Here is an 18,529-nt window from a genome sequence, read left to right on the forward strand (position 1 = left end):
ATACCCACGTGTACACTACTGTATACACGCGTGTACACAAGTGCGCTCTAAGTATCTCCTCTCTAGGGCTCACTTGTAGGTCTATTCCTTCGGGATAATGCCTAGGATCTCTAGTGATGGGCTAAGGCTCCCTGGGACATGAAATGATACCCCCGAAGATCCAAAGGCAGGAGTGTACGAGCGAGATCATGCATCGGCCCTACCACATTCCCACTGCGCACCCTATATACACTTGTTCTCACTCTGTGTATTACCTCCCATACACACCATACGATTGCTTATATACTCACATCCTCGCAGATATTGTACCTCGCCTTCGCACGAAACTAGTCCTTCATGTACGCATTCGCACACCTCGACATGCCCTACCCCATCCTAGTCGATGGCTCACTTCTCATATAGGGGTAATATAAATAGGACAGCCAGCCCATACTTGTGGGCTGGCTGTCCTATCTATATAAGTTCCTTCTAGGGGAAGTCGGGAGGAATGATTCCCTACCCTACACTAAGACCTACGCTATGAACGAATGTGAAGTAAAGGAAGAGCTACTCGATAGCTAGATCTTCGCTCAGTGGCTGATCACTGAAGATGATGCTTGTCGCCCCTAGGGTGATCACATCACCAGGCTCTAAGTAGCACCATTCTCGTGGCTCTAGGATACGCCCCCCGACGAAGGTACCCACATGGCTGTCATCATCAGAGAGCGCGAAGCGCAGACGCCCCGTCTTCCCCTCGGTGACTCGGATGCAGGCATGGTGTCTGTCCATACTGGGGTCAGCCGTGATAATGGGTATATCTGTCTTGGTATCCCTATTGCGCCGACCGATATGATTGTCTCCGAGGAAGAGCGAGAAGAGCTGCTTATAGCCAAAGACATTCTCTAGGACGATGAGATGTCCCACAGAGGGTCTATCTGAGGGAAGCTGCTTGGCCTCTCTCGCCTGTCCCTGAGGTAGGCGAAGGCGAAGGTTGAGCTGGTGTGCACACTGAGGACAGACGAGCGAGATACGCTCCTCCCCCTGAGCCACGAGCTTAGAGAGGTGCTCACGACTTAGGGGGATAGCTGTATCACACTTGGGGCAGAAGATCTTCTTCATCTACACTAGGGCTACTGCTGTGCGGGCTTCGTAGCCGTATCAGCAGACTTCTTGGGGGTGAGGAGGGTGCGATAGCGTGCAGTATCCTCCAGCAGAGCACGAGCTGCCTCTACGATCTTGTCCTCTCGTACACTACGCTCTAGGGAACCCCTATTGTAGTAGTAACGGGTGAGGATCGCCGTCGTCAGATACTGCTCGATCTGGGGGCGATGGAACTGGAGGTCGTGCTTGAGGTCAGGTACGAGGATGGCCTTCAGACGCTCAAACTCCTCCTTGCCCCTGCTGTAATATCCCTCAAACTTAGCCACCTCCTCGAGCTTGGCTAGCTCCTTACTGCTCTGGCGGTCGTAGTCGAACTTCTTATCAACCATCCACTGCGAGAAGCTCGCATAGTCCGCATCCGTCAGGTGGAACTCCCGAGGAGAAGCGATCGACTTGTGCGTGCGGACGAAGTCAGTGATCCAGTCGAAGGTGTGGTGGTTGTAGCGTAGATAGAGCAGCATCGTAGGTACCGAATCCTGCTTGATCGCTACATCAGGGAGGATACCTCCTGCATCTCGCACCTCACGACCTGCCCGGGTATGGAAGATATGGGTGAGGCTATCGGGGAGGCTGGTGGCACCCTTGCCCTCACGCAGAGACTGATAGTCGATACGCTGTATGCAGCGTCCACTAGGGATGTAGTACTTGGCAGTGGTGAGCTTGAGCGTACCATCGTAGGGCAGGGACATTGTGGTCTGTACGAGCCCCTTGCCGTAGCTCTTTACACCGAGGACGACGGCTCTATCCATATCCTGTAGTGCCCCACTGACGATCTCGGAGGCAGAGGCGGACTGGGCGTTAATCAGCACCACTAGGGGGATCTCAGTGTCGAGGGGTCTATCAGTCGTGCGATAGACGGTATTCCTACCACGACCCTCTCGCTCCTTGGTCGTTACGACGACCTCACCTGCAGGGACGAAGAAGTTCACGATCTTGATCGCCTCATCGATGAGTCCACCTCCATTGTCCCTGAGGTCAAGGATCAGGCTCTTGATATGCTCCTTCTCCTTGAGCTGGAGGAAGGCCTTCTTGACCTCTGAGGCAGCGGTGTTGGGGAAGCTCGAGAGGGAGATATAGCCACAGTCCTTGCCGAGGACACCGTAGTAGGGGACGGGATTGACCTGGATCTTCTGTCTGCGGAACTCGATCAGCCGAGGCTTAGCTTCCCCTGGACGCTGGATGAGGATGCTGATCTTGCTGCCTGGTGTACCCTTGAGAGCGGCGCTGACATCCTCGGAGGTAGAGCGGCGGTAGTTCTTGCCATCAATCTCTAGGATCACATCACCTGCCCGAAGACCAGCTAGAGCGGCAGGCATGCCCTCCATAGGATCGTTGATGACGACGGTGCTATCGGGACGCTGTGAGATGACCGACCCGATACCGGCATACTCACCCGTGGTCATGATCTTGAGCTTGTCGTTGTCCTCAGACGAGTAATACTCGGTATAGGGATCTAGGCTCTCAAGCATGCTGGTCAGCCCGATGCGGCTGAGACGCTTGAGGTCCACCGAGTCTACGAAGTGACGCTCCAGCAGAGCCATAGAGGTGCCGAGCACGTCGAGAGCCTGCATATAGCTGTACTTATTCTTGTCCGCTCGCCTCTGTGTCTCCTTCTGCTGTGCCATAGCGGGGACAGCGGAGAGGAGCCCGAGGGCAAGGCTCAGAGCCTTTAGCCAATATCTCATTGTATTATCTTGCTATTCTTATAATGTCCTGTCTAGTAAGGTGCTTCCCTGCCTAGAGACGCTCCCCGAAGATCGCGGAGCCAATACGTACGAGGGTCGATCCCTGCGAGAGAGCTATCTGGTAGTCCCCACTCATCCCCATAGAGAGCTCTGTGAAGCTCTCGGGCTGTAGGAGAAGGTCAGAGGAGCGTATGGCATCGAAGGTAGCACGCACCTCAGCGAATTCCCGCTCGACCTGCTGCTCATCAGCCACATTGCTCGCCATAGCCATCAGACCACGGAGCTCTATACCTCGCCACTCCTCTGGTGCAGCATGTATCGCACCGAGTAGCTCTAGGAGCTCTGAGCGGGTGAAGCCACTCTTCGTCTCCTCCTGAGCCACATGGAGCTCTAGGAGGATGGGGATCGTACGTCCCACACGCTGAGCCTGCCGACATATCTCCCGTAGGAGACGTTCACTGGTCACGCTCTCGATCATAGAGATGAAGGGAGCGATGTACTTCACCTTGTTGCTCTGTAGGGGACCGATGAAGTGCCAGACGATGTCGGGATAAGCCTCGTGGAGGCTCTCCCACTTGCCTACCAGCTCCTGTACCCTACTCTCGCCGAAGAGACGCTGGCCAGCCTCATAGGCCTTGACGACATAGTCGGCTGGGTGGAACTTCGATACCGCCACGAGCCTAGCCGAGCTGGGCAAGCCTGCTCGGATAGACTCTAGGCGAGAGGCGATCACCTCACTTGGCAGGGGCGACATACTGATACACGTCTAGGATCTGCGTATCGGTGATCGAAGCAATCTCATAGGTCGCCATCTGGCTGTCGAGCTGTGCTGATAGCTCGGTGACGGCACTGGGGAGGCTATCCGACTTGACAATCATCGTAGCCGAAGTCTTCTTCTCCGAACCACTCTTCTCGTCTATGGTGATGAAGTTCACCTTGGCTCGGTAATAGCGGTCTGCCTCGGGAGCTCCCTCTAGGAAGAGCTCGGCGATGCGAGCACGGCGGATATTGACGACCTCTAGTTCTCCCATTGATACGAGGGGGCTTACCTCCTCGATGATACGCTTCTCGGCTTCGGTGAAGCTCAGTGCGTCTACGAGGTAGCTCTCGGATACCTTTTTCATCCCCATGTTGTCAGCCTGTCGCTCATAGGAGACCTTACATTCAAACCAATAGTTCATCTCTGTGTTGTATTCTCTGTTTATTTACTTAGTTACTCTTCGTACATCCCTGCGATCTCGGCCGCATAGTGTTCATTGACGACCTTACGACGGATCTTGAGGGTGGTGGTTAGCTCGCCCTTCTCGATGGAGAACGGCTCGGTGAGCAAGACAAATCTCTTGACCTTCTCATACTGCGCTACCCCACTGAGCGCCTGCTCGATGTGGGTCGTCATCAGGCGGTGTACCTCGTGGGTCTGCGCGAGCTCGGCTTCGCTAAGCTCGGCATTGACTCCTCGGTGCTTGGCCTCGCGGCGCACAGCATCCCAGTTGGGGTAGATCAGGGCGCTGACGAACTTGTAGCCATCCCCGATGATCGCCACCTGCTCGATGATCGGATCTACCGTGAGCAGCCCCTCCAGCATCTGTGGGGCGATATACTTCCCGTTCGCCGTCTTGAAGAGGTCCTTGATACGCTCCGTGAAGTAGAGGACACCGTTCTCCATCCGTCCAGCGTCTCCCGTACGGAAGTAGCCATCGGAGGTGAAGGCCTCTTCGTTGGCCTGAGGATTATTGTAGTATCCAGTGGTGACAGTAGGCCCCTTGAGCTGGATCTCGCTGGTCTCGGGATCGATCCGCACACTCAGAGAGGGCATGATCGTTCCGATAGACTGTAGGTCGAAGCCTACGAGTGGACACGAGCTGACCGTGGCAGTGGTTTCGGAGAGCCCGTAGCCGACGACCATGGGGACATTGATCGAGCGTAGGAAGCGGTAAATCTCTGGTGAGATAGCAGCCCCTGCTGTCGGGAAGAAGCGACCACGCTGTAGCCCGACTGCCTTCTTGACCTTAGCAAAGAGTGTATGGTCGTAGATCTTAAAGGCTAGGGAGAGCAGGAAGGGTGCACGCTTCCCCTCATTGATGTACTCAAAGAAGTAGCGATCACCCACACGGATCGCATGGCGCATGATACCACGGACGGGGGCTGGAGCTTGGTTGATCTTCTCCTGTACACCTATATAGACCTTCTCCCAGAAGCGAGGTACATTGCTCATCATCGTGGGGCGTACCATGGGCAGGGCGTCGAGGATCTTCTTCGGGTCACGTAGGATCGCTATGGAACATCCCATGCTGAGGCAGAGGTACGTCCATGCCTTCTCAAAGATATGGTTGAGGGGCAGGAAGCACATCGAGATATCCCGAGGAGTGATGAAGGGGTACTTCAGCTGGTGGGCATAGACCTGCTCGATGAAGTTGCTGTGGTGGAGCATCACACCCTTGCTCTGCCCCGAGGTACCCGAGGTGTAGATGATGATGGCTAGGTCAGTGGCTAGGGCTTGGCTAGCAGTGACATTGGCCTTGTTCTCATAGGTCACGGAGTCCCCACGACGGATGAACTCATCGTAGTACATCGAGGTCGTATCCCCCTCGGCCAAGACGACCTCGGAGTCGATGATGATGAGCCGACGAAGGCACTGGCTACGCTGCTGGACTTCGTAGGCATTGTTGTACTGGAACTGCCCCCCGACGAACATCGTCTCGACCCCTGCATCCTCCACTGAGAAGGCTACTTGGTCAGGCGTATTCGTAGCATAGAGGGGGACAGAGACCCCACGCATCATGAAGATACCCAGCTCGGTGCAGAGCCCCTGCACCGTATTGGGCGAATAGATACCGATACGATCACCGACCTTGATCTGTAGATAAGCCAATCCCTTGGCAGCGGCAAGGCAACGGTCGGCGACCTGCTCACCGTTGAGCTTCACCCACTTCTCACTCTTGCGGCTGTAGTAGCGGAGCAAGGGCTTATTGGGGTAGCGTGTACGGAACTGGTGCGGATACTCCGCTAGGTGGTACTTGGGATATGGGGGTGTCATTGATTGCTGTTATTATATGTATCGTCGGGACACATCAGGGGCGAAGCCCCCTCTGCTTCCTTCGACCTACAAAGATAGCCTAAATAGAGGAGCTACAGCCGTAGTCCTGCCAAAGCCCCAGAGCAGACGCATGATCTCTTATAGCATTCTCTCCTCCTAGGCTCCTCGGTGCAGGACTTCATACCCTAGGCTATCCTAGCCATATCTCTGGAATGCCTAGCCTTAGCCCCCCTAGAAACGTATCTATGAGAGCCCTACCGTAGACATACTTTAGAGCCAGGTGCGATACACGTATGCACCCTCTTCGCCCCTAGGTAGCGAGGTAGTAGGTCTACGCTCGGCAAACCAACACCTAGGGTACAGAAGCCTCTATCTTGAGTGTATGCTCCTCGTCCCAATAGCCCTTAGCCTCTGGTGACTTCAAGCTCCAGCCCTAGCCCGATCCTCCCACAGAGCCCGAGAGCTCTAGCTCCGAGACTCCTCACGAAGCTCCGCACCCTCTACGATGAAGAGTCCAGAGGAGGAGCTTAGGGCAAAGTCAATCATCCGCTCTGCTACCCGAGCGGTCTCTATCGGTGCTTGGCTACGAAGGAGCCCAAGGCGATTAGCTAGGCGGATGATCCGACCTGCCCACACCTCCAGAGACCGATCCGATCCCCGACGCAGAAGTAGAGGGGGACGGACAATGATCAAGCGATCGAACCCCAGCTCTCTAACCTCGTCCTCCAGCTCCCCCTTCATCCTCAGATAGAAGGTAGAGGAGCGGGACGAAGCCCCCACTGCTGACACTAAGACCAGTGTCGAGACTCCAGCCTCACGGGCTGTGTGTGCAAATCGGGCCTGGTAGTCGTGATCTACGACATACTGCGCCTCCTTGCTCCCTGCGGCCTGCCGTGTCGTACCTAGGCAACTGAAGGCTACATCCCCCTTCACCTCCTCTGCCCAACTCTCTGGCTGGGCAAAGTCCACGATATAGGTACGTAGCTTGGGATGCTCCAGCCCCATAGCTCGGCGCACGAAGACACGCACCTCTGTGAAGGCTGGGTTATCGAGGAGCTGTGCCACGAGGTCTCGCCCCACAGCCCCCGTTGCTCCGATGACTAATGCTCTCATATTCTCTTTCTCCTTAGTATATATGGTGGTGGAGTGCTCCGCCGAGGAGCTGGGCCGTGCCCGATTTTGTATATGCAGTGGGATCAGCACACAGGATACTGCTACATCTGTATATAGCGGTTGCCTTTATTGATCCACACTGCGAATATCAAGATGCTGGAAAGCAGTAAGCTCCTCATGACAAAGTGCTCAAAGTCCCCAGCCGCAAAGTCTATAATCCCCATGGTGACGAATGAGAATATCACCAAGTATACCTCCTGTCTCATAATCAATTATCCATATTGCCCATGCAAAGCCCCCATCATCACACCACTGTTCTGACAAAGGCTCTCCTAGGCATCCTACGACACCAGTCCTAATAGCCATCAAGTGCGTCTAGCGACAAAGATAGGGAATAAGCCTCGAGCACCCCAGAGGGTGCCTACTCATCGAAGGTCTGCACTTGATACAAACGTATATCTGATAGATCGTACGTATATCCTCCCTCCTTCACACCGACAAAAGCTCCCCATCCTATCACGGCTGGTGTATGATCTCTTTGGGTAATCTCTACTCATTCCCTCACCGAGCATATTATTTCATCACGAAGAGGGAGTCTCCTCCGCATCCTCTATATCCATGGGGTGACTCAAGCATTTACCCCGAGAAAGGTGCAGACGAGAGACATTCAGAGGACATACTGAGAGCGAGGTTGTGTACACGTGTGTACACAATAGTATACCCACGTGTATACCATTGTATACACGTGGGTATACTTTTCCCTCCCAGGTAGTAGGTATACACCGAGGGTATCCAGAGCTAGGACACAGATACTTCTACCTCGGTCTAGGCTCATCGACCACTCTACCCTCCCGACCACTCTACCCTCTTACCCTCTCCGTAGTCTCATGAGTCGGTCCTGCTCATCCTATACCCACAAAAGCCCTCTCCCCGTCCACCTCCACCTTTAGGGGGAAATTACCTTCACAGCCCCTAAGGACTAATACCCTCCTCCCCCCTATCGACTCTCACACCTAGCTACTACGACAGGGTAAGGACTACAACAAGACACGGGGTAGTGTGGGCAAAAGGAGCGAAAATCTCCGCTCCTAACTCGCTCTGTATCGCACATCTCGGGAGGGCACCAGAGGACATACCGAGAGCGCAGGATAGGACATATAATGTTCGCCCCCATCACCTATGTAAGGTGACGAGGGCGAACATACCGAGTCCTCTATCGGGGACATTACTAGGTCTCGTGGGGGCTCTCGGAAAGGCTTTCCTGACTCACTCTATTAAGGTCATGTGACGAAAGTGTTCAGACCTGTATCATAGAGACTTAAATGAGTGGTAAAATGGTGGTATGCTCCTAAGACCTAAGAGACTTAGCGGAGCGAAGCAACGACGGTATGCCCCTCGTCCTTCGGAGACTTACTGTAGCTGAGGCAAGCCCTACAGCGGGAGCCTCAGCCCAAGGCACAGCAGAGCCTAGGGAGGCACTATCGGAGCAGATGAGGAGCGGGCAAGAGGGAGGGGACTACCCTCCCCCTGCCTGCTCCAGCACCCACAGATGGAGCTATCGAAGCCCCTGCAGACGGCGTGTCTGATCGAGACGTAGCTGTATCTGACGGATAAGCTCACGTCTACGATCCAGCAGGGTATATCCAGCATTGCCTCGCTGGAGGAGCGTGCGGGCATTGCCCGAGCTCTGGAGCTTGAGCTTATAGGCCTGTATCTCTACGCTGGGCTTACCCTCCGTGACTGCTTGATGGACGATGTAGGCATACTGCTTGGTGGCATTGTAGAAGGCGATATATCCACCATCGAAGGTGCGGATGTAGCTATAGCCACCATCGTTGAGCAGCGTGAGGAACTCCTTGGTGAGGTAAGAGCGACCTAGGGCATCCATCCAGAAGGCCTTAGAGAGGTCGGTGAAGATCGACTGCACGCTGGAGACTTCGCCTACATAGGGATCATCCTGAGGCTTGGTGGCATCCTTGACCACGTAGAAGTAGCCACGCACAGCCTCTCCCTCTAGGCTCTTGGTAGCCTTGAAGCGGTCATAGCTCGTATTGGAGAGGACATCATCCAGAGTACCGCCCCAGGTAACCTCTTGGGCACGTATCTCATCCTTCGTCTTCCCGTGTATGCCTTGGCTACGGAAGCTACCTAGGGGGATACGATCCTCGAGCGGTATCTTGGAGAAGGTCGGATAGTCCTTGCTCTGACGAGGCATGTAGACTGTCTCTAGTAGAGCTTGTCCCGAGGGATCATAGGCGATGTTGAGGTTCAGCGGGAGGGTCTTGTTCGTATATACATCCTGCTCAGCCGTCGTGAGGGCATTGTCCTTCTCGTAGCCATTTGCCTTGAGGAAGGCAGCGAAGTTCACGTTGTCACGCAGGTACTTGTCATCCAGGCAGAGCGTGATGGCTGCCTGATAGCCCCGACTACGCTCGTTCTCAAACTCATACTCGAGGAGAGGCATCAGTGTGCTCTGCGTCGCATAGCGGAAGAGTACCGCCTCTCCACGCTCCCGTGTACGAGTGTGCTCACTGAAGCGACTACGCTCGAAGCGAATCACATCCTGGAGCGAAGCGGGGAACTTCTGCAAGGGGAGGATATACTGGATCGAGCCGTTCTGCACGACCTCGATCTCACGCACGAGCGTGCCTGCCGTGAGATTGATCTTTGCCGTACGCTGTGCCTCTCCTTCGTTGGGCTGCGCAGTGATGCTGATACGACCCTTGATCCGACTATCTACGGTCAGCCAGCTCTCAGGGGTAGAGAGCTCGACCTTGAGCTCCTCGACATTTGCATAGTAGGTCAAGGTCTCTTGGCCACCCTCTACGAGGAAGGTCACCCGATTAGCCCCTAGGTCAAGGAGCACCTCGGAGGCACTCTGGCGAAGCGTGACTCTGCGCTGCTCGCCACCAGCGTTCACGATCACAGAGCCCTGTCGGTCCTGCCCCTGCTGGTTAGCCTTAGCACGCACCTTGAGGGTATTGCCCTCCTGCGTGAGGACGACCCAGTCGGCCTCCTGAGGAGAGGTGGCAGTCCAGTGACTGCGATTGGTCGTGACGGTAAGGGTTTGCTCCGATCCCCCCTTAGCGAAGGTAAGGCTCGTCGTGGAGAGCTCTAGGGTAACCTCCTCGGGTAGCTCCTGTGTCTTACAAGCAACGAGGAGAAGGAGCAGGAGGGATAGGCTGAATAGAGATCTGAATAGCTGTCTCATAATGCGCTATAAGTTTATGTATGCTGGATGAGGGGGCAGAGACTTCATCTATCCCGATGAAGCAGAGCATCCGCCCACTAGAGAAGAGTATGGAGATATGCCCTATCGCAGGGCTCTATGCCTAATGCGTGGCATACCGAGAGTAGGGACAGTGAGCTGAGAGCCCCCCTACCGCCAGCGAGTGTACTCGTAATGAGGGTAGTAGAAACAACCCCCACAGAGCAATATCCCGAGGCGAGATAAAGGAGTGGCTGCACCGTAGCCTAGGCTATGATGCAGCCACCCACAAAGAAAATGAAAAGAAAAACTAGCCTCTGACTAAACGAGGCAGATAGGAGCTTGCCTAGAGGCTATAGCCGAGAGTCAGCTGGAAGGCTGACTTACCCCCGCTCACCCGAGGTGTGATATACGCACCATCTAGGGCAAACTGACGATAGCGAAGGCCCAACCCGACACTAAATGCCTTAGCACCATTCGTGTCATAGGAATAACCTAGGCGAGCAGCTATGAGCTGGTGATAGAGATATTCACCGCCGAAGTGCATGAGCACAGAGGAAGCGTCACTGGGGAGGAAGAAGTAGTCTGCACCTAGACCGAAGGATAGGTGATGCTCGCCCTCGATCCCATAGCCAAGCTCACCACCGACACCTGCAGATGCAGGGGGGAAGATCGATGGACCTCCAGTACGCTGCTGGAAGCTTGGACCGAGGTTGCGAAACTTAGCACCGACGATGAAGTCGATACCCGTCTTGGCGATCTCCTCGCTACTGCGGTAGAAGACACCCCCACCGAAGGCGTAGGCAGAGGCTGCACTACCCTGGTCGGTAGAGATGTAGCTACCCGTGACGTAGGCAGAGAGCGTCCCGAAGCGGAGTGCATAGCCTAGATCTAGGGCATAATCCTTGAGACTCCGAGCCTTCGTACTGGACTCCTCATTGTTCCCTACAGGGTAGTACTTGAGTCCACCTAGATAGCGAACACCACCGAAGAAGGCTTGATTACCCAAGCGAACACCTGCCATGACATCATAGAGCCAGAGTGAACCCTCCAGCCCCTCGACCTTACCTAGGAATTGTCCGCCAGCAGAGATGGACAGGAGCCCATCCTGATAGAGACGCGAGGTGGGGTTGGCATAGATATGAGCGATATCACTCTCACCATAATGGTTCCCCCCGAGAGCAGCGGTACGAGCATCAGCAGATAGCTCCAGCAGAGGGAGAGGTCGTGTAGCCGAGGGCTTTGTCTGTGCTTGTAGCGAGGAGCCACAGAGGAGCGACGCTAGGAGCAGCAGTGAATATACTTTCTTGTTCATGGGGAGGGAAGATTAGTTTTTGACGAAGGTCTTGGTGGTGGTACCCTGAGAAGACTTCACCTTGATCGTGTAGGTACCAGGGGCGAGTGATTTCACTGGGATTCTGATCGTACCATCACCTCCTGTGGAGAACTTGCGGTCAAGGGCCTTTGCTCCGAGGAGACTATAGATCTCGACAGAGACCTGACCAGCTGTCGGATTGACGACTAGGTTGAGGGTCGTCTTGGCTGGGATAGGATAGATCGAATAGAGCACATCAGAGACATCAGCTACTACACGTACTGGGATCTCGGTCTGGATAGGGGTGCTAATCCCATCAGATACCTCGACTGTGATCCGAGTAGCTCCAGCCTTGAGTCCATGTATGGTGAGTGTACCCTTGGCCGAGACACTAGCAGAGGCGACTGAGGCGTTGGAGCTCGTGACCTTGTAGGTCAGAGGAATGCCCTCCGTACGTGTGGCTAGTAGCGCTGGGATCTCCATAGGTAGAGAGCGAGAGATACCGACTACCTGAGCAGCCTGCGTGGAGGCATTGAAGGTCGGAGCCACATAGGTATAGACTTCGAAAGGTACGATGAGCTCTGTCTTGGCGCCAAGGACGTCCATGGCCGTGATCTTGATCTCATAGTTGCCTGGCTCAGCTACTGCACGCAGAGTGAAGTCGATCTTGTCGCTCTTGACCGTACTGCTCACACCTCTGGTTTCACCAGCGATGTTGATGGATACCTTCTGTCCATCTGGGTCTGAGTAAGCGACAGAGAACGTGGGAGCCTGGGCAGACGAGACACGTAGCTTACCCTTGGCCTCAAGGGTTAGGACTGGTGGATTGTTCTTACGTGTAGTGAATTCTGAGAAGGAAGGATGAGACGTTTGTTCCCATCTATCGACTGCCACGACACCGACGTAGTACTTCGTATTGTCCTTGAGCCCACTGAGGGGGACAGATACCTTAGCCTTGGCAGCATAGCCTAGGCCATTGACCTTAGCATAGAATGCCTGCTTGTAGTTATCCTCCTTCAGTGGTGTAGTGGAGAGGTAGAAGCGATATTCCAGAGGCTTCCCACCCTGAGCCTCGACACCTGTCCAAGAAACATCGGCCGTCGTGAAGGAGATATTGTCAACCTTGACATCGGTGATTGCTCCAGGCTCAATCCCTGTATTGGTAGCAAAGAGAGCAGAGGCATCTATATACCCACGACCGAGACGTGTCCTGTAGTTAGGGTTCTCAGCATCGATATCCTTATTCTTGAGGGAGCCGAGGAGGCGGATCTCACATTCCTTGTTGGTGAAGCCTTGCTTACCAAACTGGGAGACTAGCAGAGCCGCTATACCCGAGACGTGGGGACAAGCCATAGAGGTACCCTGCATATAGCCATACTCCTGAGTACCCATAATCTTCTTGGAGAGCGTACTGAGCACTCCGCCATTAGTATATCTTTCATCACCCCCTGGAGCCATGATATCGACCCAGTCACCGCGGTTGGTGTAGGGAGCAGCTTTCCATCCTGGCCCCATTGAGGATACAGCGATGACAGGTGGATAGGCTCCAGGGAAGGAGCGATAGTCCTGACCATCGTTACCAGCAGCAAAGATAACGACCCCACCCTTCATGGGAGAATTTGAGAGCTGGTTGCCATCATTGTCACAGCCTGCATTCTTAATGAAGTAGTCGATAGCTTCCTTGAGGGACAGAGGAATTTCGGTAATCCCAGAGCCGTAGCGGAATCCCCAGGAGTTCTGTGCAATGACAGCTCCATTATTGGCGGCATAGACGAGTGCACGCTGAGAATTCCCGTTCTCTCTCTCCTTTCCGAAGATCTGGCAGCTCATCAGGCGTACCCCAGAGTTAGGAGAGCCATTCCCCCCAGCAATACCACAGACCCCAATGCCATTACCATTGCGGGCAGCCACTGTACCTGCTACGTGTGTCCCATGTGAGACATCATCGGGGTAGAGTTTGGGGTGTCCTTGACCACCATTGTAGTTGCTCAAGAAGTTGGCACCATGGATATCATCGATGACGCCATTCCCATCGTCATCCACTCCAGTAGTCCCATTCTTCTCCTTTTCATTGACATAGAGATTATCCACGAGGTCTGGGTGCTCAATATCAATTCCACCGTCGATGATAGCAACGATGACGTTGGGTGTCCCTGTCTGTGACTCCCAAGCCTTGAAGAGGCCAATATCGGCACCAGCGACTCTATGATCCCCTGCCCCAGTATTATTGTAGTGCCACTGATTAGCCAGTTGGGGGTCATTAAAGGGCAGTGCCTCATGTCTAGTGGCAGGGGGGACATCCACCCCGACAGGCTTGCCCTGAGGACGCTCGAGCTGAAGGACGGGCTCCGTGTAGTCGATCTCAGGGATGCTCATCAGGGACTGCATTGCGGCATGTAGATCCTGTTTCTCATCGAAGTGGACAACATACCAGAGGTCGAGCCCCGCCTTGCGCATACGCTTTTCGTAGCGAGGATCAATGGGGAAGAGGGGCTCCATCGAGCGCGAGCCAAGGCTCTGGAGGGCCGTGGAGAAGCGAGAGGGGAGCGTCTGCATAGCGGTATTGCTCCCTTCGTCGAAGGCCTGAAGACTCGGCTTGGCGCTACGGCGGATGCGAATGTAGAGTTCCCCTGGAAGAGCTCCCTCAGTAGGGAGATGAGAGGGGAGGAGATCAGAGCGCAGATCGGAAGCGGTCTGTTGCTCCTTCCCTGTGGGAGGAGCTTGGTCCAGCTCCTTCTGACAGGCCGTGATCGCCAGTCCAGCAAGGAGCGATAGGGTCAGTACTGTCCTTTTCATTGTTCTATACCTTGAGTTAATGGGTGAAGTTGTTACCCAATATTGGGATTCTTGATAGGATGTATAGTGAGTGTTTAGTGATGAGCTATATATGACGGCAGCGGGCACTAAGACGATTGAGGAAGGCCTTACGTCTCTGTATAGAGCTGGTGGCAAGGAGCTCGTGAGCCGAACCTCCACCATCATCAAGTTCGATGAAGTGCGACTGAATGTCGAGGACGAGCTCACCCTTGTACTTGAAGAGACGTAAGACATAGGCCTGCGACTTGGCTCGATTGACAAAGACGTAGCTCGCATTCTGTGTCTGGCCATAGTAAGGGAAGCCAGCCTTGGTGAAGAGCTCCTGCACCTCCTCGGTCAGGTGGTAGTGTCCATCGATTTCATCCAGCCAGTAGGCGAGGTTGATCTTCGAGTAGTAGGCTAGGACATCCTCTACCATATTGAGGTAAGGGTCATCGAGCTGTGTCGGTGTGATGATGTAGAAGTAAGCTCGGACGATTTCCTCTTCTAGGGATTTGCTGGGTATGAAGAGGTCATACATTCCAGGGGTGTTCTCATCCCGTTTGCTGCCCTGCTCAGCCTCGTACTTACGGACGTCCTCCTGCTTCTTCCCTATCTTTTCCAGATTACGGTGACCCAGGAAGAGGGTCTGATGCTGCATAGGGAGGTGGGAGAAGGTCGGATACTTAGCCCTTTGGATAGGGTCGTAGACAAACTCTAGCTTAGCTCCTCCAGAGAAGATCGTCACGAGCAGCTGTAGGGGCAGCTTCTCATTCTTGTATACCGTGTAGACGTTATCTGGGGAGCTAGCCCCCTTGACGAAGCCATAGGCCTTGACAGCCTCTTCAAAGTCTGCATTCCCCTTGATCAACGACTGATCCATATAGAGCAGTGTAGCCATCGTAAAGCCAGGGCTCGTAATCTCGTTGTACTGATACTGTACGAAGGGAACCACCTTGCTCTTGGTCAGGAAGCGATAGGTCGGATACTGCTCATCTGTAGCTTCTTTGGCATAGAGCAGCTTGTGTCCTCGCTGCTCCTCATATCGGAGCGTGCTGTAGAGATCCTTGGGGAAATCCAGTAGGGGGAAGATATATGGACTATTCCCCTCTTGGACGACGGTTATCTCCTGCACACCTGAGCCTAGGGTCAGTCCGATCTGAGCGGTACGTCTAGCCTTATTCGTATTAGGCTTGGCAACGAGAGTGAAGCCTGAGTGTGTCTGTCGTTTGATGGAGAGCCAGTCAAGGGAAGCTGGCAGATCGACCTTCACGGCATCGACATTAGTCGTATATGTGATCTGTTGCTCTCCTCCCTCTGTGGAGAACGCTACGAGGGGTGTCGCTATATCGAGATAGGCTTCGGCTGCACTTTGGCGGATGGTGACACGTCGCTGTAGTCCTCCTGCATTGATGAGGACAGCACCTTGGCGATCCTGTCCTTGGTCGTTTGCTCGGGCATGCACACGTAGTGTTTGTCCCTCTTGGGTAAGCGTAATCCAAGTATTCTCCTGAGGGGAGAAAGCTGACCAAGAGTCCTTGTTGGTCATAATCGTTATGCTCTTATCGCCTGCCTCCTTTGCGAAGGTGAGGGTGGTGGCTGAGAGCTCTAGGCTCGGCTCTTCTACCTCGTTCTGCTGCTTACAAGACATCGGTAGTAGGAGTAGCAGGGCAAGGATCGTATGTAATATTCTGTATCTCATCGTGTGTCGTGATGCTCTATATTCAAATTGATCTAGGATGACTTGCTCCCTCCCTGCTCGCTAGGAACAAGGGGGACTCAAGGAAGGTAGCCACATTGGCTATAGATAGAGCGAACTATGAGCTAGACCTATCACTCTGAACAGACCAGAGGAGGACGAAGGTTAAGGATGCACTGACACTCCCAAATACTACAGGCTGTATGCCTAATGGTAGCTACAAAAGAAAGGCAAAGGATATGTAGTGAATCCGTCGTGTACCCTGCAATGTAGTAAGAGAAGGGGGACTACATGGAGAGGGGAGTAACCATAGGAGCTCTGAAGAGAAGATCTATATAGAGAAACTATACCGTCTTCTCAACAAATGGTAAAGGTGTAAGATCTGTGGCCATGAGCATACGTTTGTGAGTGAAGGGCACTCCTAAAGCTCATACGATACAGGTGGGGAGCCGACCCACTAGGACGTAGGTGAATATAATCACCGCGAACTTCAGAAGCCCAAAATCATATCTGGGTTCGTTTGTTTGTTCATAAGTTATCTATTCGCTCCTATAGGGAGAAGTTACTCTCACTTTCTTTGCTCAAAGGTAGACAATTGCATTCGAAAACACAAAATATCCAGCTATTTCATCTCCACCCTATCCTGATAGGGAGTATACCCAACAGGCAATGCCTCTATTCTCAAAGTCTTCGATAAGGAAAGGATTATCGGATAGGGCGCATAGACATCCCCAAGCAAAGGATAATGTAGATACCTTAACTAAGGCGATACATACCTACTGGGGTAGGAGTGATAGAAGGTCTATCACTCCTACCCCAGCTAGTATGAGAGCTACTTATCTCCGACGAAGGAGCCAGTATTGTCTGTGTATCTGATAGAGATAGCTAAGTTCATCTCCGAGATGCTTCATAGCTCGCTTGTGATCTAGCTGTAGGCGAGCAGAGCCTCCACCTTGGTCTGCCATATAGACGACCATGATCTCGAGCAGGTTCATACCATCATTCTCTGCAGGAGAGAGGATGTAGGCTAGACGCGTCTCTTTGTTACGGAAGGCATGGGCACCATCCTTGAGCTGTCCGAGGTAGGTGTAGCCAGCCTTCGTCAGTAGAGTGAAGAACTGGTGGGTAGGATAGACCTTACCATCGATCTTATCCTCCCAGAGCCCTAAATGTAGGTTGTCATAGAAGGCAACTAAGCCACCAACGACATCGATATAGGGATCATTCTTGGGGATATTGTTCTTCGCCGTGGAGACGACATATAGATAGGCTCGCATGTTCTCGCCATCAAATGGGGTCTTAGGCTCAAAGAGGTCGTGACTGTCCGGAGTCCCAGGTAGAGGTTCATTTCCCTCACCCAGCTCGAAGGCACGCACATCTGCACGTTTCTTCCCAGGGATCTGCATCGGCCGACTACCTAGGAAGGGGATCATACGGGTCATCGGGACAGTAGCAAAGGTCTCATAGGCCTGAGGCTGACGAGGCATGTAGACAAAGTCTAGCCTTGCTCCTCCAGTGAAGAAGGTCACAAGGAGCTGTACTGGCTGCTCTGGCTTCTCACTCTTGTAGAGTACTCGCTGTGCATCCTTCTCCGTAGGCTCCTTAACGAGACCATAAGCCTTTAGGCTAGCGTCAAAGGCTGTGTTGTCCTTCACTAGGCTCTGATCCAGATAGAGCATCATCGCATGATAATAACTCGGGCTAGAGCTAGAGGTAAACTCATACTGCACAAACGGTATGGCCTCACTCTGTGTGATGAAACGCATGATCGTGGGGCGATCCTCATCACCGGGCTGTGCCTCTAGGACGTAGTGCCCTCTACCCTGCTCGTAGCTCATCACACTATAGAGTCGAGCGGGGAATGAGAGGAGAGGAAGGATAAAGGGACTAGTCCCCTCCTGAATGACCTCCATCTCACGCACTACCGACCCTAGGGTAAGGCTAAGCTGTGCCGAGCGACTAGCTGGATCAGTATTAGGCTGAGCCACTAGGGTAAAGCTACCACGGACATTCTCAGTGACAGAGAGCCAAGAGGTAGCCGATGCAGGCACCTCCACCTTGAGATCCTCCGCATTGCTCGTATAGGTGATCGTCTGACGTCCGCCCTTCACGGGGAGGGAGACGCTTGTCTGGCTCAGATTGAGGATGGGATCACCGGCACGCTGCTGGAGGAGTACCTTGCGCTGGAGACCTCCAGCGCTGACGATGATGACCGTGCTACGTGTCTCTGCCGTGGTATTGGCCTTGGCGATGACACGCAGAGTTAGCCCCTCTTGCTTCAGAGTCAGCCATTCACCCTCCTTGGGAGAGGTCGCCATCCAGCCATCTTCTCTATTGGTCTGCACGGTGAGTGTCTGCTCACTGGCCTCACGGGCAAAGGTGAGTGAGCTCGTCGAGAGCTCTAGGGTAGGCTCCTCTACATCACTATTGCTCTTACAGGCAGGAAGGAGGAGCATAAGGGCAAGTAGCCCTAGTAGGTAATTCGTTATTCTTCTCATGGATATAGGGTAGAGCATGTGGGGGAGAGTCCCCCACA

The 18,529-nt window shown here is 53.8% G+C and carries 11 protein-coding genes; all 11 read right to left on the reverse strand.

Going from position 1 to position 18,529, the window contains the following annotated elements; translation table 11 throughout:
* Window positions 1–546: 546 nt before the first annotated feature.
* The 11 genes from QZ554_RS04050 to QZ554_RS04100 all read right to left on the reverse strand — a co-directional run bounded on the left by QZ554_RS04050 (window position 547) and on the right by QZ554_RS04100 (window position 18,491).
* Window positions 547–1,098 (reverse strand): FHA domain-containing protein, encoded by a 552-nt coding sequence (locus QZ554_RS04050; RefSeq protein ID WP_297194590.1) that lies wholly within the window; start codon window positions 1,096–1,098, stop codon window positions 547–549.
* An 11-nt stretch (window positions 1,099–1,109) separates the two neighbouring features.
* Entirely contained in the window at window positions 1,110–2,825 is a 1,716-nt protein-coding gene (locus QZ554_RS04055) for a S41 family peptidase (protein WP_297194591.1), read from the reverse strand.
* Window positions 2,826–2,877: 52 nt separating this feature from the next.
* Window positions 2,878–3,579 carry a YggS family pyridoxal phosphate-dependent enzyme gene (locus QZ554_RS04060; protein WP_297194592.1) on the reverse strand — a complete coding sequence of 234 codons (702 nt, stop codon included), beginning with the start codon at window positions 3,577–3,579 and terminating at the stop codon, window positions 2,878–2,880.
* Window positions 3,560–4,006, reverse strand: a complete 447-nt coding sequence (locus QZ554_RS04065; protein WP_297194593.1) for a DUF4494 domain-containing protein — start codon at window positions 4,004–4,006, stop codon at window positions 3,560–3,562. Before QZ554_RS04065 ends, QZ554_RS04060 begins: the two co-directional genes overlap by 20 nt.
* A gap of 32 nt (window positions 4,007–4,038) precedes the next feature.
* A complete protein-coding gene (locus tag QZ554_RS04070) occupies window positions 4,039–5,862 on the reverse strand; it encodes a long-chain fatty acid--CoA ligase (protein ID WP_297194594.1) in 1,824 nt (607 codons plus the stop codon).
* A 465-nt stretch (window positions 5,863–6,327) separates the two neighbouring features.
* Entirely contained in the window at window positions 6,328–6,975 is a 648-nt protein-coding gene (locus tag QZ554_RS04075; protein WP_297194595.1) for an NAD(P)H-binding protein, read from the reverse strand.
* Window positions 6,976–8,530: 1,555 nt separating this feature from the next.
* Complete coding sequence (locus tag QZ554_RS04080; protein ID WP_297194596.1) at window positions 8,531–10,186, reverse strand: BACON domain-containing protein; 1,656 nt, start codon at window positions 10,184–10,186, stop codon at window positions 8,531–8,533.
* A 343-nt stretch (window positions 10,187–10,529) separates the two neighbouring features.
* A complete protein-coding gene (locus QZ554_RS04085; RefSeq protein WP_297194597.1) occupies window positions 10,530–11,498 on the reverse strand; it encodes a PorV/PorQ family protein in 969 nt (322 codons plus the stop codon).
* Window positions 11,499–11,510: 12 nt separating this feature from the next.
* A complete protein-coding gene (locus QZ554_RS04090; RefSeq protein WP_297194598.1) occupies window positions 11,511–14,294 on the reverse strand; it encodes a S8 family serine peptidase in 2,784 nt (927 codons plus the stop codon).
* A gap of 85 nt (window positions 14,295–14,379) precedes the next feature.
* Window positions 14,380–15,996: a BACON domain-containing protein gene (locus QZ554_RS04095; protein ID WP_297194599.1), complete on the reverse strand. Its 1,617-nt coding sequence runs from the start codon at window positions 15,994–15,996 to the stop codon at window positions 14,380–14,382.
* Window positions 15,997–16,829: 833 nt separating this feature from the next.
* On the reverse strand, window positions 16,830–18,491 hold the full coding sequence (locus QZ554_RS04100; protein WP_297194600.1) for a BACON domain-containing protein: 1,662 nt from the start codon (window positions 18,489–18,491) through the stop codon (window positions 16,830–16,832).
* Between the last annotated feature and the right edge of the window lie 38 nt (window positions 18,492–18,529).

It is taken from the genome of uncultured Porphyromonas sp. (assembly GCF_915070105.1).
GTDB lineage: Bacteria > Bacteroidota > Bacteroidia > Bacteroidales > Porphyromonadaceae > Porphyromonas.

Coding starts and splice junctions, on each gene's coding strand:
- QZ554_RS04050 (WP_297194590.1), bottom strand. CDS start 1,098: ATGAAGAAGATCTTCTGCCCCAAGTGTGATACAGCTATCCCCCTAAGT.
- QZ554_RS04055 (WP_297194591.1), bottom strand. CDS start 2,825: ATGAGATATTGGCTAAAGGCTCTGAGCCTTGCCCTCGGGCTCCTCTCC.
- QZ554_RS04060 (WP_297194592.1), bottom strand. CDS start 3,579: ATGTCGCCCCTGCCAAGTGAGGTGATCGCCTCTCGCCTAGAGTCTATC.
- QZ554_RS04065 (WP_297194593.1), bottom strand. CDS start 4,006: ATGAACTATTGGTTTGAATGTAAGGTCTCCTATGAGCGACAGGCTGAC.
- QZ554_RS04070 (WP_297194594.1), bottom strand. CDS start 5,862: ATGACACCCCCATATCCCAAGTACCACCTAGCGGAGTATCCGCACCAG.
- QZ554_RS04075 (WP_297194595.1), bottom strand. CDS start 6,975: ATGAGAGCATTAGTCATCGGAGCAACGGGGGCTGTGGGGCGAGACCTC.
- QZ554_RS04080 (WP_297194596.1), bottom strand. CDS start 10,186: ATGAGACAGCTATTCAGATCTCTATTCAGCCTATCCCTCCTGCTCCTT.
- QZ554_RS04085 (WP_297194597.1), bottom strand. CDS start 11,498: ATGAACAAGAAAGTATATTCACTGCTGCTCCTAGCGTCGCTCCTCTGT.
- QZ554_RS04090 (WP_297194598.1), bottom strand. CDS start 14,294: ATGAAAAGGACAGTACTGACCCTATCGCTCCTTGCTGGACTGGCGATC.
- QZ554_RS04095 (WP_297194599.1), bottom strand. CDS start 15,996: ATGAGATACAGAATATTACATACGATCCTTGCCCTGCTACTCCTACTA.
- QZ554_RS04100 (WP_297194600.1), bottom strand. CDS start 18,491: ATGAGAAGAATAACGAATTACCTACTAGGGCTACTTGCCCTTATGCTC.